This is a genomic window from Sarcina ventriculi, assembly GCF_900456775.1.
GTDB classification, from domain to species: domain Bacteria; phylum Bacillota; class Clostridia; order Clostridiales; family Clostridiaceae; genus Sarcina; species Sarcina ventriculi.
This window is the reverse complement of sequence record NZ_UAUL01000001.1, coordinates 496,641-523,159: the sequence shown is the minus strand read 5'-3', so window position 1 is coordinate 523,159 and position 26,519 is coordinate 496,641. Positions and strand designations below refer to the sequence as shown.

The 26,519-nt window shown below is 25.5% G+C and carries 22 protein-coding genes; 19 read left to right on the top strand and 3 right to left on the bottom strand.

Annotated features, from left to right (window positions below; translation table 11 throughout):
- Nucleotides 1-131 precede the first annotated feature (131 nt).
- The 18 genes from yidA (at nucleotide 132) to DR020_RS02230 (ending at nucleotide 19,905) form a co-directional block, all read left to right on the top strand.
- Nucleotides 132-932: a sugar-phosphatase gene (yidA, locus tag DR020_RS02315; protein ID WP_112365160.1), complete on the top strand. Its 801-nt coding sequence runs from the start codon at nucleotides 132-134 to the stop codon at nucleotides 930-932.
- 483 nt (nucleotides 933-1,415) lie between these two features.
- Nucleotides 1,416-2,075 carry a sugar transferase gene (locus DR020_RS02310; protein WP_058992748.1) on the top strand — a complete coding sequence of 220 codons (660 nt, stop codon included), beginning with the start codon at nucleotides 1,416-1,418 and terminating at the stop codon, nucleotides 2,073-2,075.
- A 12-nt stretch (nucleotides 2,076-2,087) separates the two neighbouring features.
- Nucleotides 2,088-3,128, top strand: a complete 1,041-nt coding sequence (locus DR020_RS02305; RefSeq protein WP_112365159.1) for a mannose-1-phosphate guanylyltransferase — start codon at nucleotides 2,088-2,090, stop codon at nucleotides 3,126-3,128.
- Between the two features lie 6 nt (nucleotides 3,129-3,134).
- Nucleotides 3,135-4,052 (top strand): glycosyltransferase family 2 protein, encoded by a 918-nt coding sequence (locus DR020_RS02300; RefSeq protein ID WP_112365158.1) that lies wholly within the window; start codon nucleotides 3,135-3,137, stop codon nucleotides 4,050-4,052.
- 19 nt (nucleotides 4,053-4,071) lie between these two features.
- Complete coding sequence (gene rfbA, locus DR020_RS02295) at nucleotides 4,072-4,983, top strand: glucose-1-phosphate thymidylyltransferase RfbA (RefSeq protein ID WP_112365157.1); 912 nt, start codon at nucleotides 4,072-4,074, stop codon at nucleotides 4,981-4,983.
- Nucleotides 4,984-5,000: 17 nt separating this feature from the next.
- Nucleotides 5,001-5,564, top strand: coding sequence for a dTDP-4-dehydrorhamnose 3,5-epimerase (gene rfbC / locus DR020_RS02290; RefSeq protein WP_112365156.1), 564 nt, complete (start codon nucleotides 5,001-5,003; stop codon nucleotides 5,562-5,564).
- Between the two features lie 47 nt (nucleotides 5,565-5,611).
- Nucleotides 5,612-6,490 (top strand): dTDP-4-dehydrorhamnose reductase, encoded by an 879-nt coding sequence (gene rfbD / locus DR020_RS02285; RefSeq protein WP_112365155.1) that lies wholly within the window; start codon nucleotides 5,612-5,614, stop codon nucleotides 6,488-6,490.
- A gap of 73 nt (nucleotides 6,491-6,563) precedes the next feature.
- Entirely contained in the window at nucleotides 6,564-7,616 is a 1,053-nt protein-coding gene (gene rfbB, locus DR020_RS02280; protein WP_112365154.1) for a dTDP-glucose 4,6-dehydratase, read from the top strand.
- Nucleotides 7,617-7,663: 47 nt separating this feature from the next.
- Nucleotides 7,664-8,500: a glycosyltransferase family 2 protein gene (locus DR020_RS02275; RefSeq protein ID WP_235865650.1), complete on the top strand. Its 837-nt coding sequence runs from the start codon at nucleotides 7,664-7,666 to the stop codon at nucleotides 8,498-8,500.
- Between the two features lie 23 nt (nucleotides 8,501-8,523).
- Nucleotides 8,524-9,435 (top strand): glycosyltransferase family 2 protein, encoded by a 912-nt coding sequence (locus tag DR020_RS02270; protein WP_112365153.1) that lies wholly within the window; start codon nucleotides 8,524-8,526, stop codon nucleotides 9,433-9,435.
- Nucleotides 9,436-9,445: 10 nt separating this feature from the next.
- Nucleotides 9,446-11,359 (top strand): O-antigen ligase family protein, encoded by a 1,914-nt coding sequence (locus DR020_RS02265; RefSeq protein ID WP_112365152.1) that lies wholly within the window; start codon nucleotides 9,446-9,448, stop codon nucleotides 11,357-11,359.
- A 28-nt stretch (nucleotides 11,360-11,387) separates the two neighbouring features.
- Nucleotides 11,388-12,452, top strand: a complete 1,065-nt coding sequence (locus DR020_RS02260; RefSeq protein WP_112365151.1) for an acyltransferase family protein — start codon at nucleotides 11,388-11,390, stop codon at nucleotides 12,450-12,452.
- 37 nt (nucleotides 12,453-12,489) lie between these two features.
- Nucleotides 12,490-13,581 carry a glycosyltransferase family 4 protein gene (locus DR020_RS02255; RefSeq protein ID WP_112365150.1) on the top strand — a complete coding sequence of 364 codons (1,092 nt, stop codon included), beginning with the start codon at nucleotides 12,490-12,492 and terminating at the stop codon, nucleotides 13,579-13,581.
- Nucleotides 13,581-14,939 (top strand): O-antigen polymerase, encoded by a 1,359-nt coding sequence (locus DR020_RS02250; protein ID WP_112365149.1) that lies wholly within the window; start codon nucleotides 13,581-13,583, stop codon nucleotides 14,937-14,939. Before DR020_RS02255 ends, DR020_RS02250 begins: the two co-directional genes overlap by 1 nt.
- Complete coding sequence (locus tag DR020_RS02245) at nucleotides 14,936-15,811, top strand: glycosyltransferase family 2 protein (RefSeq protein WP_112365148.1); 876 nt, start codon at nucleotides 14,936-14,938, stop codon at nucleotides 15,809-15,811. Before DR020_RS02250 ends, DR020_RS02245 begins: the two co-directional genes overlap by 4 nt.
- A 171-nt stretch (nucleotides 15,812-15,982) precedes the next feature.
- A complete protein-coding gene (locus DR020_RS02240; protein ID WP_112365147.1) occupies nucleotides 15,983-17,992 on the top strand; it encodes a hypothetical protein in 2,010 nt (669 codons plus the stop codon).
- Nucleotides 17,993-18,109: 117 nt separating this feature from the next.
- Nucleotides 18,110-19,081: a hypothetical protein gene (locus tag DR020_RS02235; protein ID WP_112365146.1), complete on the top strand. Its 972-nt coding sequence runs from the start codon at nucleotides 18,110-18,112 to the stop codon at nucleotides 19,079-19,081.
- 14 nt (nucleotides 19,082-19,095) lie between these two features.
- A complete protein-coding gene (locus tag DR020_RS02230; RefSeq protein ID WP_112365145.1) occupies nucleotides 19,096-19,905 on the top strand; it encodes an SLAP domain-containing protein in 810 nt (269 codons plus the stop codon).
- Nucleotides 19,906-19,969: 64 nt separating this feature from the next.
- Here DR020_RS02230 and DR020_RS02225 read toward each other — a convergent pair whose 3' ends face one another.
- Together DR020_RS02225 and DR020_RS02220 are read right to left on the bottom strand one after the other, a co-directional pair.
- Nucleotides 19,970-21,460 (bottom strand): alginate O-acetyltransferase AlgX-related protein, encoded by a 1,491-nt coding sequence (locus tag DR020_RS02225; RefSeq protein ID WP_112365144.1) that lies wholly within the window; start codon nucleotides 21,458-21,460, stop codon nucleotides 19,970-19,972.
- Nucleotides 21,461-21,491: 31 nt separating this feature from the next.
- Nucleotides 21,492-22,769: an MBOAT family O-acyltransferase gene (locus tag DR020_RS02220; protein ID WP_160110433.1), complete on the bottom strand. Its 1,278-nt coding sequence runs from the start codon at nucleotides 22,767-22,769 to the stop codon at nucleotides 21,492-21,494.
- Between the two features lie 278 nt (nucleotides 22,770-23,047).
- Here DR020_RS02220 and secA point away from each other — a divergent pair, with 278 nt between their 5' ends.
- The gene (gene secA / locus DR020_RS02215) at nucleotides 23,048-25,408 is read left to right on the top strand and encodes a preprotein translocase subunit SecA (RefSeq protein WP_112365142.1); all 2,361 of its coding nucleotides are present in this window, start codon (nucleotides 23,048-23,050) and stop codon (nucleotides 25,406-25,408) included.
- Between the two features lie 60 nt (nucleotides 25,409-25,468).
- On the opposite strand, the gene DR020_RS02210 is transcribed toward secA, so the two are convergent.
- Nucleotides 25,469-26,494, bottom strand: coding sequence for an LCP family protein (locus tag DR020_RS02210; protein WP_112365141.1), 1,026 nt, complete (start codon nucleotides 26,492-26,494; stop codon nucleotides 25,469-25,471).
- Between the last annotated feature and the right edge of the window lie 25 nt (nucleotides 26,495-26,519).

Below are 26,519 nucleotides of genomic sequence, written 5' to 3'. Positions count from 1 at the left end.
GTCCTAGTAAATACAGATTTTGTTCCTTATACTTAATTTAAATTTGTTATAAGTATTTAAATTAAAATATTAATAATTAAATGTAAGTGATATAATATTTAGAGATTATTAGAATAATAGTGGAGGATAATATGTATAAGTTAATAGCATTAGATATGGATGGAACTTTATTAAATAGTGAGAAAAAGGTTTCAGCTAAAACAAAAGAAGCCTTAAAATATGCAACAGATAAAGGGGTTAGAGTTGTTATTGCAACTGGTAGACCAATTGATGGAGTAGAAAGATATTTAGAGGAATTAAATTTAATATCAGAAGATGATTATGTATTAAGTTTTAATGGTGCACTTGTTAGAAATGCCAAAACGAAAGAGGCTATAAGCAAAGATGCGATAAAGGGTGCTGATTATAAATATCTTTATGAAATAAGCAAAGATTTAGGAGTGAATATTCATGCATTTTCTTTGTATGGGTGTCATACTCCAAAGATGAGTAAATATAGTGAGGTTGAAGCTAGATTAAATCAAATAAATATTGCTATAAAAGCGGTTGAAGAAGTTGACTCAGAAGAACCTATAATAAAGGTTATGATGGTTGATGAACCAGAAGTTTTAGAAAGAGCGGTAAAGGGATTACCAAAAGAGGTTTATGATAGGTATACAGTTGTTAGAAGCACACCATACTTTTTAGAATTTTTAAGTAAATCATGTAATAAAGGTGAAGGTTTAAGAAAATTAGCAGAATATTTGAATATAAAACAAGAAGAAATAATAGCATGTGGAGATGCTGAAAATGATCACCATATGATAGAATATGCAGGTCTTGGTGTTGCTATGGGAAATGGAACAGAGGAGACAAAGAAAATAGCAAATTATATAACAAAGACTAATAATGAAGATGGAATAGCTAATGTAATTTATAAATTTATAAAGTAATAAAAGTATATTTAAAAGATAAAAATAAGTGAAAGTTTAATATAATAAGCAAAGGAACAAGTTAGAAATTGAATTAATAATATATAAATGATTTTATGTTTATATATTATTAACAATAGCTTGTTCCTTTTATTTATGGTAATAGTTGTGAATATATACTATTTTATGATATTATATACATAAAATAGAATTATTTAATTTTAAATCAATTCAAAGCAAATGTTAATATATTATTAATTAGCTACTGTACAAGAATTAATCATCTATTAATTTAATTATATTACGCAATGATATTTTATGTATTGATAAAAAAAGAAAAAAATTACATATATGTAGAATAATGAGGAAACATTTAAGTTAAGTTTTTTAATAAAAAATGTTAGAATTATATCATAAAAATTAACATATATAATTTAATTTTGTTAATAATACTCTATATGTAATTTAAATAAATTAAAGGGAAAAGTTAAATTAGGAGGATTTATGCAGAATATAAAGGAGATTAAATTAAATTCTAAAATAAGCAATAAGAGCTTTTTAGTTTATAATTTTTTCAAGAGAAGTTTTGATATTATTAGTGCGAGCATAGGTATTTTGTTTTTATTGCCACTATTTATAGTATTAGCAATTCTGGTAAAACTAGATTCTAAAGGACCTATATTTTTCTCGCATAAAAGGATTGGGAAAAACGGAAAAATAATTGGAATTTATAAATTTAGATCAATGGTATCAAATTCTGAGGAAATTTTTAAGAATTTTACAGAAGAACAGAAAAAGGAGTTTGAAAAAAATTTCAAATTAGATGATGATCCAAGAATAACAAAAATAGGGGGATTTTTAAGAAAAACAAGTTTAGATGAGTTACCACAACTTCTAAATATAATAAAAGGCGATATGAGTGTTGTAGGGCCAAGACCAATAGTAAGAGCTGAGGTAGAAAAGTATGGAGTTTGTGCAGACAAGCTATTTAGTGTAAAGCCAGGACTTACAGGATTTTGGCAAGCAAATGGAAGAAGTGATACGACTTATGAGGAACGAGTACAAATGGACATGTATTATATTGACAATAGATCTTTTTTATTAGATATAAGGATAATATTAAAAACCGTTATATCTGTAATAAGAAAAGAGGGAGCAGTTTAGGGGGGAAAATATATGTTATGTGCTTTAATAATGGCTGGAGGAAAAGGGACAAGATTTTGGCCCCTTTCTACAGCTGATAAACCAAAACAATTTTTAAAACTATTAGGTTCGGAAACAATGATTCAAATGACAGTAAATAGAATAAATAAGGAAATACCATTAAGTAGAATTTTTGTGTGCACTACAAAAAATTATGTAGAGCTAGTAAAAGATCAACTTCCAAATCTTAATGTTAACAATATAATAGTTGAGCCAGAAGGCAGAAATACTGCCCCATGTATTACACTATCTGCTTTAATGATAAAAAGAAGGTTTAAAAATGCTAACATGATAGTACTTCCTTCAGATCATTTAATAAGAGATGAAGAAAAATTTTTGCAAAGCATCAAAGAAGCTAATGAATTTTTAGAAAATAACAAGAATGCAATTATAACTTTAGGAATGAAGGCAAATAGAGTTGAAACAGGTTATGGATATATAAAAATAGACAAGGAGTTTTTTGATGGTAATGTAAAGAAGGTTCAATCTTTTATTGAAAAACCTACTTTTAATAAAGCAAGAGAATATTTTGAAAGCAATGAGTATTTGTGGAATAGTGGAATGTTTTTGTGGAATGTGAATAACATAATATCTTTAATTAGAGAGCATTTACCCAAAACATATAATGCATTGTCTTTTTTATTAGATATTGAAGATAATAAGATTTACAGTGAGATTAATAAAAATTATAAAAACACAAATGCAATTTCCATTGATTATGGTATTTTAGAAAAAGCTAAAAACATATATATGATTCCTTGCGAGTGTGGATGGGATGATGTTGGAAACTGGACTAGTGTTGAGAGATATAGTGATAAAGATGATGTTGGAAATGTTTTTAAAGCACAGGGGACTTTATACAATTGTAAGAACAATATAGTGTTAACGCATAAAAATATACTCTTAAATGATGTTGAAAATTTGATAATTGTGGAAACTGATGATTATATTATGATTTCGTCTAAAAAACAAGAGCAAGATATTAAAAAAGCAAAAGAATTGTTAAGGGGGTAAGATTATATGTCAATAACTATAATATGTCCTTTATATGAAGGTAGTAATTATATAGATAATCTGCATAAATCGATAATTGCTCAAAAGGATGTAGAAATAAAAGAGGTAAAATATATTCTTACAGATACTAAAGATGATACTGAGGCAAAGTTAAAAAAGCTTAAAAAATGTAAGTATACGGTAGTTACAGCAAAGGATTTTTCTCATAGTTTAACTAGAGAAAAAGCGGCTATGGAATCAGATGCTGATATATGTGTATTTATAACTCAGGATATATTAATAAATGATGATAAATGGTTATATAAGCTCACAAAACCTATATATGAAAGTAAATGTGATGCTGCGTTTTCAAGGCAAATTTGTGATAATAAATCAATTGAAAAATATACTAGAATGAAAAATTATCCTAAAGAATCTAGAATAACAAGCAAAAAGGATACAGAAAGTCTTGGGATAAGAGCATTTTTCTTTTCAGATGCAGCGTCAGCTGTAAATTTGAATATTTATAAAAAGGTAGATGGTTATGATGGGTTAGACCTTTTAACCAATGAAGATATGTATCTAGCATATAAACTTATAAATAATGGATACAAGATAATGTATAATGCTGAGGCTTGTGTAATTCATTCTCACGATTATAAGTTTAAAACATTGTTTAAAAGATATTTTGACCAGGGAGTATTTTTAAAGGATAATTCGTATCTTTTAGACTATAAGGCAAATGATAGTGCGATAGAATTGCTAAAATTTGTTGTTAAGGAGTCTATAAAAGAAAATAATTATAAAGCATTTTTTAACATTATTCCTAATTTTGGAGCTAGATTTTTAGGGAATAAATTTGGTCAAAATTATGAAAAACTTTCAGTAGAAAAAGTAAAAAAATATTCTTCTAATTCAAATTATTGGGATAGAAAATATAATTAACTATAAGGGGGATAAAGTTATGAAGGGAATTATATTAGCAGGTGGGTCAGGGACAAGACTATACCCAGTTACAAAAGCAATGTCAAAACAGATGGTGCCAATATATGATAAGCCAATGATATATTATCCAATGTCTGTACTTATGCTTGCTGGAATAAAGGAAATATTAATAATATCAACAGAAAGAGATTTACCAATCTTTAAGGAGCTTTTTAAAGATGGAAGTGATTTGGGGCTTAGTATAGAGTATAAAATTCAAGAAAAACCAAATGGTCTTGCAGAAGCATTTATCATAGGAGAAGAGTTTATAGGAGATGATAATGTAGCAATGATTCTTGGAGATAACATATTTTATGGACAAAGTTTCACAAGTCATTTAAAAGAAGCTGCAAGTTTAAAGAGTGGAGCAATGGTCTTTGGATATTATGTTCAAAATCCAAAAGCTTTTGGAGTTGTAGAGTTTGATGATTGTGGAAATGTTATTTCTTTAGAGGAAAAACCAGAGAAACCAAAATCAAAATATGCAGTTCCAGGGCTTTATTTTTATGATAATTCTGTAATTGAAAAGGCAAAAACATTAAAGCCATCAGAAAGAGGAGAACTTGAGATAACTGATTTAAATAGAATTTATATGGAAGAGAAAAGTTTAAGGGTAAATCTTTTAGGGCGTGGTATGGCGTGGCTTGATACTGGAACTCATACAGCAATGCTTCAAGCATCAAATTTTGTGGAGGCAGTTCAAAATACGCAAGGAACTTATATAGCATGTTTAGAGGAAATAGCTTATAGAAATGGATGGATAACAAAGAATCAAGTTGAAGAAAGAGCGAAATCTTTAATGAAAACAGGCTATGGAAAATATTTAATGGATATTATAGAAGAAGTTAAGCATAAAGATATAGTAGAAAATTTAAATACAGTTAAATTTTAATGTAAGGGGAGCTATGAATGGGGAATTTTAAATTTATAGAAACTAAGATAAAAGATTTATATATAATAGAACCTAAAGTTTTTGGAGATAGTAGGGGCTATTTTATGGAGAGTTATAATAAAAAAGATTTTGAAGAGGCAGGACTTTCAATGACGTTTGTACAAGATAATGAGTCAAAATCTAAAAAGGGTGTTTTAAGGGGGCTTCACTTTCAAACTAAAAACATTCAAGGAAAGTTAGTTAGGGTAACTAAAGGAGAAGTTTTTGATGTAGCAGTAGATTTAAGAAAAGGATCACCTACTTTTGGACAATGGGAAGGTGTTTGTTTAAGTGAAGAAAATAAAAGACAATTTTATGTTCCAGAAGGTTTTGCTCATGGTTTTTTAGTTCTATCGGAAGAGGCTGTGTTTAATTATAAATGTACAAATATTTATTCACCAAAATATGATAGTGGGCTTTTATGGAATGATAAAGATGTAAATATACAGTGGCCATTAGAAAACATTGAAGAAATATTATTATCAGAGAAGGATAAAAATCAAAAAACATTAAAAGAATTAGAAATACCTTTTGTATATTAAATTTCATTAGTTTTATATAAAAGATGATTCAAATGAGGAGTGAAATTATGAAAATTTTAATAACTGGCTCTAAAGGTCAATTAGGTAATGAGTTACAAGACATAATAAAAAGTGGTAAATGCGATATTTGTAATATGCCTGAAAGAGTGAAAGAGTATGAAGTTATAGCTTTAGATGTTGAGGATTTGGATATAACAAGCTTTGAAAGTGTAAAAAAGGTTTTAGAAAAAGAAAAACCAGATGTTGTTATAAATTGTGCTGCAGCTACAAATGTTGATGGATGTGAATCGAATGTGGATTTAGCATTTAAGATAAATGCATTAGGTCCTAGAAATTTAGCTATAATTTGTGAAAAAATAGATGCTAAACTTGTTCAAGTTTCCACAGATTATGTATTTAGTGGACAAGGTATTAAGGCATTAACTGAATTTGATTTAACAGCTCCTTATAGTGTTTATGGAAAAACTAAGCTTTTAGGTGAAAGTTATGTAAGGGATTTTTCAAGTAAGTATTTTATAGTTAGGACGGCTTGGCTTTATGGAAGAGTTGGTAAAAATTTTGTTTATACTATGATGAAACTTGGTGAAGAAAAGGAAGTCTTAAATGTAGTAAATGATCAAAGGGGAAATCCAACTAATGCTAATGATTTAGCTTATCATATATTAAAACTTATAGAAACAGAAGAATATGGAGTTTATCATTGTACAGGAAAAGGTGAATGTAGTTGGTATGAATTTGCTAAAGAGATAATGGCTCTTTCAAATAGAAAATGCAAAGTTAATCCGTGCACTTCACAAGAATATAAAACTCCAGCCAAAAGACCAGAGTACTCATCACTTGATAATATGATGTTAAGAGCAACAGTTGGGGACGATATGAGAGAGTGGAAGGAAGCTCTTGAAAATTTTATAAAATCAATACCGTAAATACGTATTAAATATAAATGAAGTTATTAAAATTATATAGACTTTAATGATAAAAGCTAAGGGGGAATTTTAAATGAAGACATATTTAGTTACAGGTGGAGCAGGTTTTATAGGATCAAATTTTGTTTTATATATGTTACAAAAATATGATGATATAAGAATAATAAATTTAGATAAATTAACTTATGCAGGAAATTTGGAAAATTTAAAATCAGTGGAAAATGATAAAAGACATATATTTGTCCAAGGTGATATATGTGATAGGGGATTAGTTTCAAGTCTTTTTGAAAAATATGAAATAGATTATGTAGCTCATTTTGCGGCAGAGTCTCATGTAGATAGAAGTATAAGAGAACCAGAAGTTTTTGCTAAAACTAATGTTATGGGAACAGTTAATCTTTTAAGCTGTGCAAAGGATGCTTGGGAAAATCGAGAAGGGGTATGGAAAGAGGGTGTTAAGTTTTTACATGTATCAACTGATGAGGTTTATGGTTCATTAGGCGATACAGGATACTTTATGGAAACTACACCTTTAGATCCTCATAGTCCATATTCATCAAGTAAAGCAAGTTCAGACCTTATGGTTAAAGCATATCATGATACTTATAAAATGCCAATAAATATAACTAGATGTTCAAATAATTACGGTCCATTCCAATTTCCAGAAAAACTTATACCACTGCTTATAAATAATTGTTTAAATCTTAAGGATTTGCCGGTGTATGGTGATGGACTAAATATAAGGGATTGGCTTTTTGTTGAAGATCATGCAAAGGCAATTGATATGGTTATAAATAATGGACGAGTTGGTGAAGTTTATAATGTCGGTGGACATAATGAAAGGACAAATATTCAAATAGTTAAAACTGTTATAGGTTATATAAATGAAAATGTAGATAACAAAGTAACAGAAAATTTAATTAAATATGTTGAGGATAGAAAAGGTCATGATAAGAGATATGGAATTGACCCGACTAAGATAAAGGAAGAACTCGGTTGGTTTCCTGAAACGACATTTGAAGTTGGAATAAAGAAAACAATAAAATGGTATTTAGAAAATAAAGAGTGGATGGAAAATGTAACTAGTGGTGCATACCAAAAATATTATGAGAAGATGTATAACTAATACTATACTGAAGAATACAAAAGTGGGATGTGGTCAAAATAAAAAAATTGAAATTTTCTTTAATAATGGCAACCTATGGGCGAGAAAAAGAAGTAGGGGAGTTTTTATCTAAATTGAAAATTAACGATTATCCTAAAGAAAAAATACAGGTTATAATTGTTGATCAAAATGACAAAATAAATTTAAAACCTATAATAAAAAAATATGAAAATGATTTTAAAATAATATATATTAAGTCAAATGTTAAGGGGTTAGCTAGAAATAGAAATATAGGTTTAAGCAAAGCAACTGGGGATATAATAGCTTTTCCAGATGATGATTGTGAATACATTAGTGACACTTTAATAAAGGTAAATAATTATTTAAACACATCAGATTCTAATATAGTAATGGGAAGGATTATTGAAAGAGATGGAAGTAATTCTTTAAGAACATGGAAAAAAGAAAATTTTGAGGTTAATAAAAGTAATTTTTATACATCGTGTTCTTCAGTAACAATGTTTTTAAAAAAGGAAAATACAAGTCTATTATTTAATGAAAATTTAGGGGCAGGTGCTAAATTTGGTTCGTGCGAAGATTCAGATATTTTATATAGAAATTTAAAGGCTAATAATAAAGTTTTATATAAAAGTGATATAAAGATATATCATCCACATTATGATAGCAATGAAAATATGAGTAGAGAAAAGATATATAGTTATGGCTTGGGTTTTGGTGCATTTGTAAAAAGTAATTTGGATATAAATACTATAATGTTATTTGTTAAAGCTCAAGGATATCATATGATAAAAACTTTATACTATTTATTAACTTTTAAATTTGATAAATGTAAAAATAGTTATATATCATTTATAAGTAGAGTTAATGGGTTAATTAGCTATTAATAGGGGTAAGATAGGGGGATAAAATGAAAAAAGTTACAGTTATAACTCCTTATTATAGAGGTGAAAAAACTATATTTAACACTATAAATTCTGTTTTTAATTCATATGAAAATGTAAAAGATGAGATTAATTTAGAATATATAGTGATAATAGATAGCATGGAGGATAGAGATAAAATATTTAAGAAACTCAAAAATGAGTATAAAGATAAAATAATATTATTAGAAAACCAAGAAAATTTGGGGGTTGCAAAGTCTAGGAATAAAGCAATTAAGTTAGCAACAGGGGATTATGTTATATTTTTAGACCAAGATGATAATTTAGATGAAAATTATTTTACGTATATAAAGAATAATATAGAGGCGGATTCTAAAGTAATTTTGGTTAATGGATATATATGTAATAAAGTTAATGGAAAGAAAGCACCTCTTTATTATGTTAGACCAAAACTTAGAAGGAAAACTTTTTTAAGAGCAAATAAGATAAGTACACCAGGACAAGTTGTCTTTTCTAAATCTATTATAAATAATAATTTTTTTACGGGATGCTCAGAAGAATTTAAGGGAGCTGATGATTGGGCGGCATATATAAATATGTTTTTAAATAATCCTAATTTAAAAATTGATTATATATCTAAAAAATTATTTTATTATAATCTTCATGGTAACAATTATAGTAATAATTGGAAAGAACTTAATAGTAGCGCTATAGAAACATCAAAATATTTTATAAATAAAGTTCAAAGTGATGAAAAGAAAATATTACAAAAAAGAATAAATATATTAGCTTTTGAAAATATGTATTTAGGAAATAAATCCCTAAATTTTAAACTTAAGAATTTATGTAAAATAATTGATTATTATATTTTTCATATCGTATATGTTAATAGAATTTTGGGAGCATTTCATAAAAAATTAATAGGCTTTTATAGATAAAGGGGATAGTATGAAAAGTTTAATTAATAAAAATTTCTCTGTTAATAAGAATGCTCCATTAATAGAAAATAAAAAAATTATTAAGATAATTGAAATGTTATTTATAACAGCAATAATATTAATTCCTTTTGATAATATTCCATACTTTGATAAAGTGTTAGGGGAATTAAGTGTAAAAGCAAGTGTATATCCATTTTTAATAATAATATCTATAATATTTTTCTATACTTTAAAAAATAGAAAATTTTATTTAAAGAATACTATGGAAGTGAAAATACTTGCTGTATATTGTCTTTGGGTATGTATAAGTATAGGTATAAATTTTAGTAGTATTTTAGGAAATTCTTTTAAAGGAAGGTCTGGCATACAAAAGTTAATACTACAACTTATGGTTTTAGCATTTTTACTTTTAATAAGTTATTCGAGTAGTGTAGTTATAAAAATTAAAAATATAGACTTACTAAAATTAAGAAAATATATATGTTTTTCACTAATACCTGTTGGAATTTATGGTTTTATAGAACTATTAAATATTTTAAATGTAGTAGATTTTTCTTTTATTATAAGTAAAACATCATACTTTATACAAACCTATTTTAGAGGGGAAGTTTATCCAAAGGGTATAAGGACAGTAACTGGTGAGGTATCTTATTTTGGTGTATATTGTGCTTTTATATTACCTTGGATAATGAGTTATATATATACTGAAAAAACTAATAAACGAAAAATATTATTTGCTTTGATTAATGTGTATCTTTTAATTTTAATTGTATTTTCTAAATCAAGAACAGCATATGCAATAACTTTTTTACAAGTGTTTATGTATTCAATATGCATTTTAATATTTAAAACATCTAAGCAGAATAAAAAAATAGTAATATATATGGCCATAGGAATTATAAGCATGTTTTTTGTTATCAACAATACAGTGATATCTAAAGTAAAGACAGATGTAAATAGTGTTTCACAAATAAGTATAAGTAGCTTAATTAATTCATTATCAGACAAAAATAATATGTCTAATGTAGCTAGAAATGGTATGCAAAGAAGTGCAGTTCAAATCGGATTAGATAATCCTTTTGTAGGAGTTGGACTTGGACAATATGGTTTTTATGCAGAAAAATATTTAGATGAAAAAGCTATGACTTCTGATGAAGTTAGAAGATGGATTAGTGAAGATAATAATGCATGGCCACCTGTATTTAGTTTGTTTTCTAGAATAATTGCTGAACAGGGAATAATTGGAGTAATTATATGGACAAGTATGCTTATTTATATGATATTTTCAATGATACAGCAATTGAAAGTAAGACAAAATGATATTCTTGGAATTTCATTATTAGTAAGTTTTATAGGTGTAATAATATCATGGTTTAATGCAGATATGTTTTCTATGATAAGTTTTTGGATATTATTTCCTTTCTTAATTAAATATAATAATCAAAAGGATAACAGTAAAAAATTAAATGTAAAAACTAATATACTTTCTATTTGCATAGCTTCTGTGGTAATAGCATTTGCATGCATAGTTCATTATAGTGCGCAAAAGCAAATTCTAATTGATTCAGAAATTAACAATCTTCATAAGATAGCATATGAATCGACAGTTAATGCTTTAAGTAGTGAAAATTTAAATAATGAAGCAATACAAGTAAAAATAAATGAGGCACGACAAGCCATTAAACAATATAAAGAATTTTATTTAGATGTTAATGATGACAATAATGTAGATAATGATGTTATACCTTGGGGTGTTTTATTAGATGGAAAACAACAAGAAATATTAGATAGGATACAAGAAAAGATAAATATATATAGTGAAACGAAAAAATTAGATGATAAAGAGAAAGCTATAAATTATATGCCAGAGGCGTTACCACAACAATGGAAAAATTATTTTATAGAAATAATAAATAGTATTTAAAGGTAGCTAAAGAAGTAAAAGGAGAGGTATGGGATTTCAATTAGAAAAAAGTGGTGAAATAGATAATAAGAGAATAGAATATATAGACATATTAAGAGGAATAGCAATGATTTTAGTATTAATAGGTCACAATGATACTATTTTAACTAATTATATATATTCGTTTCATATACCATTGTTCTTTTTTATATCTGGACTTACTTATAAAGGTAATTCTGATTCTTTAAAGGAAGTTATTAAAAAAAGACTTAGAAATATTGTAATTCCATATTTTGAGTTATCTTTATTTTTATATTTTCTTTGGATATTATTAATGAATTTTCAAGGAATAGTTTTATATAAGAATGATATACTTAGAAATTTTGTTGGAATATTCTATTGTCAAGGTGTAGATAATATGGCATGGGGGTTGCAACTTTGGTTTTTACCATGTTTATTTATTACATCAATAATATTTTATTTTATAAGTAAAATAAAGAAAAAAGTCTTTGTATTAATATCAATAATAGTAGTATCTAGTGTTGGTTTTTTGTTAAATGATATTTTGAAAATTAATTTTTTATGGAGTTTTGATGTAGCATTAGTAGGAGTATTATTTTATGGAACTGGTTTTTTATTAAAAAATAAGTTAAATATATATAAACCTCAAATAGTAGATTATATATGTATGCTTATAAGTTTAGTGTTACTTATAATTTTTAATCAATTAAATGGAAGAGTTGATATGTATTCTAGTCAATATAATAATATTCTTTTGTTCATAAGCAATTCTTTTTTAGGTATATATATAATAATAGTAGTATCTAAGTTAATAAAACAAAAAAGGATTATAAGATTTGTAGGTAGTAACACTATTATAATACTTGCTTTTCATATTAGAGTATTAGATTTTATAAAGAAAGTATTTTTAATATTTTTTAGTTCGGCTTTGAATGTGAATAGTATTTTTAATGGTGTAATTTTAGTACCTATCCTACAAATTATCATTATAGCTCCCATAATATTTTTATTAAAGCAATTAAAAAAATATATTAAATACGCAAGGGTAATAAACATTAAAGAAAAGTTAGTTGTATTAATAAATAAGAATTGATTATTCTAGTGATGCTGTAACATTAGGAGGAAATTAAATGAGAAATAAGGTTATTATAAATTGTAGTATATTGCATGAAAAACCCACAGGGCTTGGTGTGTATGCAAAGAATGTAGTGCAGGAGATAAATAATATTGAAAACAATGTGGAGGTATTATCTCCAGTAGAGATAGATGGGGTTAATACAAAAATTATAAATAAGTATGTAAAGCCAAGTTATAAAAAAGTAGGGGGATTAGCTAGGTTTTTATGGACACAATTTGCATTGCCTTTTAAAGGGGGGAAAGATGATATAATATACCATCCTTTTCAATATATAAGCATTTTATCACCAGCCAAACAAATAATGACCATTCATGATTTGATTCCAATACGTTATCCTAAAGTGGCTAAGCATCAGTATATTTATTATAAATATCTTATGCCTATTTTAATAAAAAAATCAGATAAGATAATATGTATTTCTGAAAGCACAAAAAATGATTTAATAGATATTTATCAGATACAAGAGAATAAAATATCAGTAATTTATAATGGATATGATAAAAATTTATTTAACAAAAAAAATATAAATAGAAAAATATTAAATAAGTATCATATAGATTATGATTATATGGTTATGGTTGGTGCATCATATCCACATAAAAATATAGAAGTTGCTATAAAAGCTTTTGAAGAGATAGATAATTGTAAATTAATAATTGTAGGTAAAGATTCATATTATATATTAAAATTAAAAGCTTTAGTAAAGGAACTTAATATAGAAGAAAAAGTTAAGTTTGTAGGATATGTTCCAGATGAAGATTTACCAACACTTTATGGATGTTCTAAAGGTTTCTTATATACAACTTTATATGAAGGATTTGGACTTCCAATTTTAGAAGCTATGGCTTGTGGTGCTTTAGTTTTGTGTGGAAATAATTCATCACTTCCTGAGGTTTATGGAGATAGTGCATTAGTTTTAGATTTGAATGATGTAAATGATGTAAGGAAAAAAATAGAATTAGCTATAAAGGATAATAAGTTACGTAATGAACTTTTAAGAAGGTCTGAAAAAAATATAAACAAATTTTCATGGAATAAAACAGCAAGAGAAATATACAATGTGATAAATAAGGGGGAAAATTAGTGTTTTATTTTATAGGGGTTTTACAGCTTTTAATCTTTGGAAGTGTACTTTTTGTTGGGTATAAAAAACAAGGGTTAGCAATAGTTACTGATGCAGTAAAAATAATGGCTATGCTTTGGTTATTTAATATTGGTATGTACAACATGCAACTTAGTGGACTTTATAATCCAACTTGGCAAATAAATTTAGTTGTTATGATAATATGCAGTATATTTTTAATAGTTGGTTTTAAAAGTTATATAACAGAAAAAGATGTTATAAATATTGTTAGAGATTTAAAAGATGATAAGAGAAGTATTAAGATTTATTCAAATTTTACGAATGTAATAATAGTAATTGCATTATTATTGTTTTTAGTTAGTGTATATAAAAATGGATTAGCAATATTAAGTGAAAATAAAATAAATAAACAACAACTTGGGCATTATTCAGCTTATATTATATATATGTTAGCCTTTTGTGCTCAGTTAAAATATATTTTATTTAGAATTAATAAAAAGAAAATTGATTTATTACTTTTTTTAATAAGTATTGGCACACTAGTTTTAACATTAAATAGAGGACCAATAGCATTTATAGTAGCAGCTATATATATATACGAAATATATAATCTTATAAATGGAAGAAAGAATATATCTAATAAAAAGTTTATTGCAATGATAGCAACTTTGGTTATATTACTTATAGTATTCTTAGAATTTTTTGGGTATATAGGTGATCTTAGAATGAAATATGTGTTAGAAAACATTTTTCATAAAACTATAAATGAACATTATCAAGCACCCGATTGGATGAGTTCTGGTTCTTTGTGGAGTTATATTTATTTAACGAGTCCACTTGAAAATGCATCATATTCTATAATAAATCAAAGTGTTGATTTTACATTTTTTAATAATTTATTATATCCATTTATAAAACTTGGTGCTAATATTTTAGGTCTTGGTGCATCTTATAAGGCATGGATTATGGGGAGAGTTGGATATACTCCATATTTACAAGATAGTGTAGGATTAAATGTATTATCTTTTATTCCACAAGCTATGCAAGATTTAGGCTATATTGGTCTTATAGTATATGTATTTATATATGTTGGAATTGCATATTTTTCAATAAGGCTTATAAAGAGAAAAATAAAAATATCAGCTTTAGGTTCAATTATGATTTCTATAAACGTTATAAATATTTTACTTTGGAGTGTTTTTGATAATTCTTTAAAAATCCCAATACTTATATTAAATATATTATTATGTTTAGCTATTGAAATTTATAGGGCTAAAGTTTTAAAAATAAGTATAAACAAAGATGGCAAAATTGTTGATATTAGAAAGAATTTAAAAACTAAGGATGTGATAAGTTGAAGAAAGTAGCTATAATTATTTTAAATTATAAAAATTCTAAAGATACAATAGAATGTGTAGAGAGTTTAGAAAAAATAAAGTATAAAAATTTTGAAATAATTATTGTGGATAATGATTCGAGAGATGAATCTATTAAAACTTTAAGAAGCTATTTTAAAGACAAGTATATAGTTTTAGAGTCTAATAAAAATGGTGGTTTTGCATATGGAAATAATGTTGGCATAAAGTATGCACTAGACAATGGGGCAGATTATATTTTATTAATAAATAATGATACAACAGTTGAGGAAAATTTTTTAGATGTATTAATTGAAACTGCTGAAAAAGACAAAAATATTGGTATAACAACTGGGCTTATAATGAATTATTATGATAGAAATAAGATTTGGTACAATGGTGGAGAAATAGATTGGAATAAATTTTATGGATATCATTTGAATGAAAGAGGAAATTTTAGCACGGTAGAAGAAATCAAAGAAATAACTTTTGCTACTGGATGTTTAATGTTAATTAAAAAAGAAGTTTTTGAAACGGTGGGATTACTTCCAGAAGAATATTTTATGTATTATGAAGATGTAGATTTTTGCGTTATGGTAAAAAATAATGGATATAAAATTATATATAATTCAAAAAGTAAAATATATCATAAGGTGAGTGCATCATCAGGAGAAGAGGAATCTCCTTTTGCAATAGAGTGGAATACAAGAAATAGAATGAAGTTTTATAAAAAGTATAAAGATTTAGGAAGCAATAAAATAAAAGGAGTTTTCCCAATATTTTTTTATACAACTAGATTATTAAAATGTACTAAATATTTAAAAGAAAAAAGAATAGATAAGATAAAATCACTAAGAAGAGGAGTAATAGGATAAGTTGTTTTATCCTATTATTTTTTATTTAATATAATTTATGTATTCACAGAAAATTAACAATAAAAAGTTTTATATTACATATTAAGGTAGAAAAAGAATTTAATATATGATAAAATAATTATTGTAAAATAAAACAAATTAAAGAAAGAGATAAATTAGGGGGAAAAATTAATGAGTAAAAATTTACAAAAAACATTAGCAGGGGCTTTGGCTACAATGTCTGTAATGAGTATTGCAACACCAGTAATGGCAACAACAGTGGATATAGATGCTTTATATAAAAATGCATATGATGCTATGAGAAAAGCTCAAGAAACAGAAAAGCAAACTGATATAAATGCAGCTATGGAACTTATATGGGAATTAAGACATATAGGGGATGAAAGAAAAGATGAAAATTTAATAAATGCAGCTTGTACTTGGTCAAGTTTAGTTGATGAGGTTCAACATCCTAAATTAGTTAAAATAGTTACAGCTATAACTAAGGCGCAAGAAAGTGGTAGACAAGCTGATATAAATGAGGCATTTGCCACAATAGAACCTGAATTACCAGCGGTTTGGAGAAGTTCTTATACATCTGCAATAGATTTAGTTCAACAAAAATTAATTGATAAGGCTACTAATGCTACAGAAGACGCTGAAAAGGCTTATAAAGCATTTGAAAAAGATAAAAATGAGGATAATTTAAAGAAGGCAAAAGATGCTTTAAATGAGGCAAAAGAATTAGTAGCAAGTCTTTCAACTTCAGTAAATGAAGATGCTAAGAATTGTGCAAATAATGTTTTAAAAGTGAAACTTGATCTTATAAATTTAGAGGATGTAAAGTTATACAATTTGAAAATAACAGGTGCTACTTTTGATAAAGCTGGAATAAGAGTAACTTTTGATGCTTTAGAAAAAAGTTTAGACAATGTTACTTTAACTGTTTTAGATGACAATGGAAAGGAAGTTAAAGTAAAATCAATAGATACAATAAAAAAAGGTGCTACAGAGGCAAAATTTGCATTTAATAACTATTTATCAAATAGACCAACAGGAGTTTGGACTATAAATGGGGAAAAATTTAACTTGACAGAAGTAAATTTTGTTGAAGATGTTAAAGAGGCTGGAACTACTGAAGCCCTAAAAGTTGTTTTAGCTAAAAAAGAATATAAAGGTTTAGTCGCTTATAATGAAGAGAGAGCAGATAAATATTTAAAGGAATTGCAAAAAGCTAAATTAGAAAAAGTTAAGGATGTTCAAGATATAATAGATAAAGTTAATGCTGAACTTGATAAAGGAGAAGGCAAAACTGAATATATAAATTTAATAAAAGAAGTTTCAGTAAATGGAACACAAGAGCAATTTAATAATGTACTAAATCAAGGTGTTGAAGCAAAGTATATCGAGAAAGTAAATCAAGATTATATGAAACAATATAAGGACAAAATAAAATATAAAGTTGAAAATAATTGGATAGAAACATTAGAGAATATACAAAAATGTATTAATGAAATAAATACACAAAATTTAACTACAGCTAAAGATGCGTTAAAAGAAGCTTTACAAGGTGATAATAAGGAGGCTATCTTAAAAGCGCTACAAAATACAGATTTAGGTTTAGATAATGTAAAAGCTGAAAATATAGATGCATACTATATGGATAAGAACAATATTAAAGATAAATTTGGAAATAATGAAGAATTAAAAGAAATAAATAACTATATAAAAATATTAAATGATAAAGTACAAGTAGTTAATGCAACAAATCTTAAAGATATGTTAGTTGCTTTAAGATCTTTTGCTGAGAGTAATAAAATAGCTGAATTTAATAATTTATCGTCACAAAATAAGCAGGATACTGCTGAACAATTATTAAGAGTAACATGTGTGAATGGGAAATTAACTTTTACAGATGTTAATGAAAGTTTAGTAAAACTTGAAGTTATAGCACAAGCAAATAAAGTTAAAGAAAATTTAAATGATTTGCAAAATGCTTTAGAAGATTTAAAACGTATTAGAACTAAGAGTGTTGATGACGTAACACTTCCATTACGTAATGCTTTAAAGGCAATAACAACTAATGAGATTTCAGTAGAATTAGCTGATAAATTCTATGAAGCTTCCGTTAATAGTAAAGGAGAATTGACACCTTATAAAGATTATACACAAGTAAGAACAGTACTTAACGGTTTAAAATAAAAATTTTAATATATTAATAGATTGATTTTAAGAGTTATCTCAAGAATAAGTTTAAATTACTTCTTTAAGAGGTAACTCTTGTTGTTTTACAAAAATTAAATTTTGCAAGAGGAATTTATGGATAAAAAATATGTTATAGATATAAGGGAAAATAACGATAGTAATGATTTTGTTATAAACATTGGTGATATTTGTAATCTTAATACGTTAGATTTAGATATTAATAGTTGTTTAGCTAATTATAAAAAAGCTTTAAATAAATGTGATTTAGAAGAAGCTAGTGAGATTTTGCTTATTTTAAAAGAGTTAACAGAGTATGGTGATAAAAGATTTAGTGATGCAACTATTTTATTTAAAATTAAAGAAATAATTCTTTTTTATAAAAATATGGATTGTAAGAATATTATAGATTCTATGAATATTTTGCTCAAAATAAGAGGTTTTTTTAATTTTTTAAGTAGTCAAATTACTTTTGAATATGATGATGAAAATACACCACTTATAGAAGAAATAAAGGCAATAAGAGATAATGTGAAAATTGAAGAGTTACTAGATAAAAATTTATATCAAAATTATAATCCTTCAATAGAAGATTTGGAAGTAATAGAAAGGTTTTTAAAGAATTTTAATTATAAAAACTATGAATTTTTAGATGATATTTATGTTTTTTTTGAAGAAAAAATTAATGGAAAAATAAAAAACTTAAATAAATGTAAATTTAAAGATATTAAAAATATTTTTAAAGATAAATATGATAATGATTTTTATGAAAGTAGCGAATTTAAATCTTTATTAAATAAGAATATTATAAATAATTATAAAGAGTTTAGTTTATTGGTGAATAAGTATTATTTAATATATAGGTATAACAGTTTAGAGAGTTATAAAGAAAAAAGAGATATTTTGTTAAATTTATTAATAGGAAATTTAATTAATGTTCCTAAAATATATAGAGGTATTATAATAGAAAATATTTTGGAAAATGAAAAAAAATATTATGAAATGAATGATTTTTATGATGATGTAAATAAAATTTTGGAATTTATAAAAAAACAAAATAGATTAAATGCTATTATAATTAACACTTAAAGGTGGATAAAATTATGGAAATTAGAAAACTAGATTTTAATAATGTGGAAATGAAAAGCAAAATTCATGAGAGTGAATTTTTAAAAGAATTTTTAAAAGAAGAACTTTTTAATGTGTTAAAAAATGAAGAATTAAGAAGTAATAATTTATATATTTATAAATCATATATATATGAGAAAGAGGACTATATAGAAATTGGAATTTATATAATTAATACTTCTAAAAAAGATATTTTAGTAAAATCTTTGCCTTTCGTGATTACCTGTGGTAAAAATAAAATAAATAAGGTTTTATATGTAGAAGAAGAGATAAAAATGGCACAGGCAGTTTTTAAAGAATTGAGAATCAAGAAAATCTTATTAGAAGAATTTTATGATTTAAATTCATTTGAAATAAATATAGGTAATTTAAATAATTTAGAAAAGTATGAACCAATAGAATTGGAATTTAATATAGAGCCTAAATTTAAAGGGTATATTATTAAGCGAGAGTTTAATAAATTTATTGCGAATTTACCAAAGATAAATGAAAATAGTTTAGCTATTAATATATTTAAAAAGATGTATATTGAAGATGGGTATTTTATAAGTTTGATTATTAGAAATTCTTTTGTAAAAGATTTAAGTATAGCAACATTACCTATTGTTATTACAACTTCAAATAATCTTATAATATATGAAAGTGTGATTAAATTTGAAAATAATAGTTGTCTTATACCCGCTAATAAAGTAGTAATGAAAAATATACTAATACCATTTAAAGAAATTTTGTTGCTACCTAAACATGATGGGATGGATTTTAAGATATTGTTTAAAAATCTATAATACTATATGAAAGCCTTGAAGTAATATTTTCAAGGCTTTATAATTAATTTTACATTGTTAATATTTAATTATTTTTAGTATAAAGATCAATAGAGTTAATATTTAAGTCAACATTAGGTTTATTATTAAATGCTAATCTTATTTTATCTATGTTTGTATTATTATTGACAACAGGAATTTGATATTTACATTTTCCAGGTTTCAACAGTATATCAATAGAACTTTCATCTGTAAAATCTTCATTTTCTTTTGCCCAATATAGAGTAATTATTTTATATTCATCTAGATTATTTAAATCTAAGTATATATAATCCAAAGTTTTAATGTTTGTATTCCATGTTATATATGAGTCCTCAGATAGTGAAGAAAATCTAAACGGTGATATATCTGTAAATTTTGCTACGTTCTTAAAAACTCCTGAATTTAAGTCTAATGTATTTTTTGATAAATTGGACTCAAAATCATCCATACAGTCATCAAATACACTAAAATCATAGTTTAATAGTTCTGGTATATATCTTTCAACAATTTCAAAAATGACTATTTTTGAATTTGGTGAATACATAGAAAAATTACTATGAACCGGTGAATTTAAATTATGCATATCAATTCGTTGAATAAAAAAGTTATTTACACATGGTAAAACATCATTATAGAAAGAATCCATATAAACAAGAGTTTTTGGAAGTTTATTATCAGTTTCTATTGTATTAATATCACATGTAGTTTCAAGTATATCTGTTTTAATACCTAGTAGATCGTCTAAATCTCCTTGTCTATGGTCTTTTCTGATATTTATAGGAGAAACTGAGCCAAAATCAGAATTATATTTAGTTGAAAAATAATTTAAAAGTTCATTAGAGGCTAAAGTAGACGCAACCGTATTCCAATGAGTATCTCTTTTATAATAAAGTTCATAATTTTTTTTATTATTTATCATAAGATTTTTATAGTTTATATAATTTATAGAATAATTATTTATAGAGTTATTTATTTTATCAAGATTATTTTGACCATTTTCATTTAAACTTTCATAGGGCATAAATTCAGGGTAAATGGTGCTTTTATTAGGAGCAACAGTAAATACAAAATCGATACCTCTTTCAGCTAGCTTTTTTTGAAAATAAGATAACTTATTTAAAATAGTATTTATTTGTTCATCGGTTAAAGTATTTATCTTATTATAATCATTAGTTTCTTCATAAGAATATAAGTAATTATTTTTACCTAAAATAACATTAGAGTTTGATGAAATATTAAATACCTTAACATCTATTGTATTGGCAAGTTTTATAAAATTTTCTCTAAATCCAAAATTATCATTAAAATAAGTTTCATAATTTTGTAGATAAATTGAAATGTCTTCGTTTTTATTAAATACAGGTTTTTGTGCTTTTTCCCTCTTTTCATTTATTGTAGAAGTATTAAAAATATTTAAATTCATTTGAATTAAGGGAAGAAATATTATAATTAAAAATCCACATAAATACCATTTTCTTTTTATAAAATTTATAATCTTTATATTTTTCTTATGTTTAATAATATCTTTTTTCATAGAGTTTTTCCCCTTTCTACAATTAATATATTTAAAACTTAAAATATATAAATGGCTTAAAGCTTCCTGTGGTTACTATAGCGATAGAGTAAACAAGAATGATAAGAGAAAAACACTTGTTAGCAAATGTGCTAATATTGCTTTTAATAATTTTTATTTTAGGAATTAAAGTTATTAAAAGTGCAATTAATAATATTAAAAAGAATTTTTTATCTAATCCTAAAAAAGATGTATCTAAAACTCTATTTATAGCAAAAGGGTTAAATAAAGTTTTAATATATTTTACTGCATATTTAACATTGTCAGATCTAAAAAATACCCAGCCAATTGATACTATGGTAAAGGTAATACTTTGAGATAAAGCATTAGGTAATTTGTTTAAAAATTTTTTAAAGCCAAGTTTTTCAATAATAACCCAAAATCCATGATAAAATCCCCAAATTATAAATGTAAAATTGGCTCCATGCCAAATACCGCTTAAAGAGAAAACTATCATTGTATTTATAAGCATTCTACTTCTAGAAACTTTATTACCACCAAGAGGAATATATATATAATCTCTTAAAAAATTAGAAAGGGTGATATGCCATCTTCTCCAAAATTCTCCTATACTTTTTGAGAGATATGGCTTATTAAAGTTTTCAGGAAGATTAAAACAGAACATTTTAGCAATACCTATCGCCATATCTGTATAGCCTGAAAAATCAAAATATATTTGCATAGTGTATGCTATTATTCCAAGCCAAGCTAATGACATAGGAAGTGTGTTTGGGTCTAAAGCAAATATTTTATCTACAACATTTTGAAGTGTACTAGCTATTATTATTTTTTTTCCAAGACCTGTGGCAAATCTATAAATTCCATCATTCATAGAATCATCAGTATATTCTCTGAATTTAAAGTTAGATTTAACATCTTTAAACTGAATTATAGGACCAGAAATTATTTTTGGAAAAAATAATATATATAAACAATAATCTAAAAAGTTAATGTTAGTTTCACTATCTCTATAAATATCTACTATATAGCTAATTTGTTGAAATGTTATATAAGATAAACCAAGAGGTATTAATAAGCTAAGTGGAGAAAATTTAATATTTATATATTGTCCTAAAAAATTACTGAAAGACGAAACAAAAAAGTTTACATATTTGTAGTAAATTAAAATTAAAATATTAAATAAAATACCAATAAATAATACATGTTTTTTATATTTGCTTTTATTTATAGTGATGCCTATAAAATAATTTACTAGAATACTTATAAAAATTATTAATAAAGTTTTTGTTGAAGAAAAGGAATAAAACACTATACTGCCCAATAAAAGTACTAAGTTTTTGTATTTATCTTTAATAATATAATACAAAAAAAGTATTAATGGTAAAAAAAACAATATGAATATTAATGAATTAAACGACAATAATCATCATCTCCTTAAAAAATCATAAATATATTATACCATTAAAATACTTTTTGTAAAATTATTGATAAAAATGATATAAAAAGTTATAATTTCAAATATAGATATTAAATTGGAATATATTATATTTGTATAATTAAAATAATATAGATAAAAGAGGGGTAATTTTGAAAAAGATAATTAGTGGATTTATTGGAGATTATAGTTCAAGAGAGATAAAGAGGATAATGCCAATTGTAGAAAAAATAAAAGCTTTAGATAATGAAATGGGAAAAATTAAGGATGAAAGGCTAAGGGAAATAACAGAAGAATTAAAAGAAAGAATAAAAAATGGTGAATCTTTAGATGATGTGCTAGTTGAGGCTTTTGCTTTAGTTAGGGAAGCTTCTTTTAGAGTTTTAGGCATGAAGCATTATGATGTTCAAATACTTGGTGGAATTATTCTTCATCAAGGAAGAGTTGCGGAGATGAAAACTGGTGAAGGAAAAACGTTAGTTTCAGCATTACCAGCGTTTTTAAATGCCTTAACAGGTAAAGGTGTTCATGTTATTACATCAAATGAGTATCTAGCTAAAAGGGACTGTGAAGAAATAGGGAAAATACATGAATTTTTAGGATTAACAACAGGTGTAATTCTTCATGATATGAAAGGTGATGAAAGAAGAGAAATTTACAATAAAGATATAGTTTATGGAATAAATAGTGAAATAGGTTTTGATTATTTAAAGGATAATATGGTTAAGTGCAAAGAAAATAGAGTCCAAAGAGAACTTAACTATGTAATTATAGATGAAATAGATTCAATTTTGATAGATGAGGCGAGAACTCCGCTTATAATATCGGGAGATGGGGCAGAGCCTACTGAATATTATATAGATATTGATGAGTTTGTTAAGACTTTAAAAAAGGATAGAGATTTTGAAGTAGATGATAAGAAAAAAGCAGTTACTTTGACTGAAATGGGAATAGAAAAAGTAGAAGAATATTTTAAAATAGATAACTATGGAGATTTAAAAAATATAAATCTTCAGCACCATATAGTGCAAGCTATGAGGGCTAACTATACTATGGTTAAAGATATAGATTATATAGTTAATAAGAATGATGAAATTTTGATAGTTGATACAGGAACAGGCAGGATAATGGAAGGAAGGCGTTTTTCAGATGGTCTTCATCAAGCAATAGAAGCTAAAGAAGGTGTAGATATCCAAGAAGAATCTGAAACTATGGCAACTATAACACTTCAAAACTTTTTTAAACTTTATAAAAAATTATCTGGAATGAGTGGAACTGTAAATACTGAAGAAAAAGAATTTAGGGACATCTATTCTTTAGATGTTATAGTAGTTCCAACAAATAAACCAGTGCAAAGAATAGATAATAAAGATAAGGTTTATATTGATATAAAGAGTAAATATTATGCTGTTGTTGAAGATATAATAAAGACTAATAAAACAGGACAACCGATATTAGTTGGTACTTCTAGCATACAGAAATCTGAAGATATATCAGCGATATTGAAGAGAAAAAATATACCACATAATGTTTTGAACGCTAAAAATCATGAAATGGAAGCTAAAATAGTTGCAAAGGCTGGAGAAAAAGGGGCAATTACAATAGCAACTAATATGGCTGGAAGAGGAACAGATATAAAACTTACTGAAGAAGTTTATGGTTTAGGTGGTTTAAAGGTAATTGGGACAGAAAAGCATGATTCAAGGCGTGTAGATAATCAATTAAGGGGAAGGTCAGGAAGACAAGGTGATGTAGGAGAGAGTGTATTTTATGTTTCTTTAGAAGATGACATAATTAAAAATTATATGTCTAGCAAGTATAAGAAGATAATAGAAAGTTTAAATAAGAGTGAAGATGGAGAAATTAAGCATAAATCAGCAATAATTTCGGTAGAAAATGCACAAAGAGCTGTTGAAGGGGATAGTTTTGCAGCAAGAAAAGATATAATTGGATTTGATGATGTTATAAACAAGCAAAGAAAAGTGATATATGAACAAAGGAATAAAGTTTTAGATTCAGATGATATAGAAGATGATATAATAAATATGATAAGTTATTTAGTTAATGATTTATTAAGTAATTTTAATGAAGATGAAGAAATAACTAAAGAAGATATAAAAGAAATAAATAAAAATTTAGCTGAAAATTTTTATTTTAGCGCTGAGGATATAGATAGTTTAATAATTGGAAGCAAGTTTAAGTATTTATCAGTAGAAATAGAAAAAGTTATGATAAAGAAATATTTACTGTTTAAGAATAATAACGAAGAAAATTTTGAAAAAGAAATTCTTTTAGATACTGTTGATAGTTTTTGGATAGAATATATAAAAGATTTGGAATATTTAAGGCAAGGGATAAATTTAAGATCATATAAGCAAGTAGATCCAGTTCAAGAATTTCAAATAGAATCAAGTAAAATGTTTAATAATATGAGTAGAAATATAAAATTAGCAACAGTAAAAAATTTATTGGAGTATATTCATAAGAATAATGAAGTTTTTGAATTGGTTTAAAAATTAAAAGGATAGCTTATGACTATCCTTTTAATTTTTTAATATTATTAGAAATTAATGTTATTTAGAAGAAGATTTAGAGTTTGTGTCACTAATTCCATATATAAATTCATGAATTTCTTTAACAGTGGTATTTTCATTAAAGGTTAAATAATAAGTTCCATTAATCATAGAGTCCTTACTATTTTCCACAAGAGGAAAAGTTTTATTTTCTACTGGATAATTACTAAGTTTTAAAACATCTCCAGCAACGCCTAACATTTCGTTAGAAGTTAAGCTTGTCTTAATTACAGGTAAAAATTTATTTAAAAGAGCATTATATTTACTTACTGGGGTTTCTTTTATTTTTTCAATTAAAGCATTAAGAACAATTTGTTGTCTTTGAGTTCTTGCAGCATCTCCGCCATCTGTATATCTTATTCTAGCATAAGCTAAAGCTTGTGTTCCATCAACATGTTGAAGTCCTGGAGTAGTTATATATGGAGAGTTAGTTCCATTTAATGAATTTAAGTGTTGTATATGGCTATTTATATTTATAGAAGCGTTTATTTCTTCTTGTGTAATTTCTAAATCAATTCCACCTAAAGCATCTATTATTTCAGGAAATGATTCAAAATTTACCGTTAAAAATTCTTGTATATCTAAATCGAAGTTTTCATTTAATGTTTTTACAGCAAGTTGAGGACCACCATAGGCATAAGCATGAGTTATTTTATCCTTGTTATGACCAGGGATATTAACGTAAGCATCTCTCATTATTGAACTTACCTTTAATTTATTATTAATTTTATCAATAGTTAAAATTAAAATAGAATCAGAGCGACCGCCTTCTCCATTCATACTATCAACTCCAAATAAAGCGATGTTTACAATATTGTCATTAGATACGTATGTGTTTAATGATAAATCATTTTTATCCAATTCTACTTGTTCCATTTTATTAAATAAACCGTAAGAATAAGCAAAGATTCCACCTAAAACACTTACACCAAAAAGACAAATAAGACCAAAAACTATTAAAATTTTTTTACCTAGGGACAATTTTTTTTTCTTGGTGACGTTTTTTTCTTTTGAATTATTGACCATTTAACTGCACTTCCTTTCGTAATAA